Source organism: Pseudogemmobacter sp. TB195 (genome assembly GCF_058313095.1).
In genome coordinates this window covers 1-672 of the sequence record NZ_JBZEGG010000119.1, presented here as the reverse complement: position 1 = coordinate 672, position 672 = coordinate 1, and the positions used below count along the sequence as shown (strand labels likewise).

At 70.4% G+C, this 672-nt stretch carries 1 protein-coding gene; it reads left to right on the top strand.

Annotated elements, in window-relative coordinates:
- Positions 1-672, top strand: a 672-nt coding sequence (locus AC4FS3_RS28920; RefSeq protein ID WP_491023406.1) for a DEAD/DEAH box helicase, incomplete at both ends; no start/stop codon positions are given.

The window sequence follows — 672 nt, the reverse complement described above, 5'->3', positions numbered from 1 at the left end:
GGCGGTGGATGTCGCCCGCAATCTGGAAACGCCGGTCGCCGGAATGGCGCTCGATATCCGCGTCGAGACCCGCACCGGCGACACGCCGCCGCACAAGCGCGCCCGCCAGATGCGCCGGCCGCCGCATATCCTGATGACCACGCCGGAACAGCTGGCGCTGATGCTGGCCCATCCGGATTCCGGAAAACTGTTCGGCTCCCTGCGCCGCGTCGTGCTGGATGAGCTGCACGCGCTGGTGACCTCGAAACGCGGCGATCTGCTGGCGCTGGACCTGGCGCGGGTGCGCCGGCTGGCGCCGGGCGTCGCCGTCACCGGCCTTTCGGCGACGGTGCGCGAGCCGCAGGCGCTGGCGACTTACCTCTCCGGCGTCGGCCCCCTGGCGCGGCCGGTCGACATCGTGCGCATGCAGGGCGGTGCCCGCCCGGAGATCGCCATTCTGGATGGCCAGCTTGAGCTGCCCATCGCCGGCCACACCACCGCCTGGGCCATGCCCGACGTTTACGAGGCCATCCGCAGCCATCGCCTGACGCTGGTGTTCGTCAATACGCGCCTGCAGGCCGAATTCGCCTTTCAGGAGTTGTGGCGGCTGAACGAGGATACGCTGCCCATCGCCCTGCATCATGGCTCGCTCGACGCCACCCGGCGTCGCCGGGTGGAGGCGGCGATGGTCGA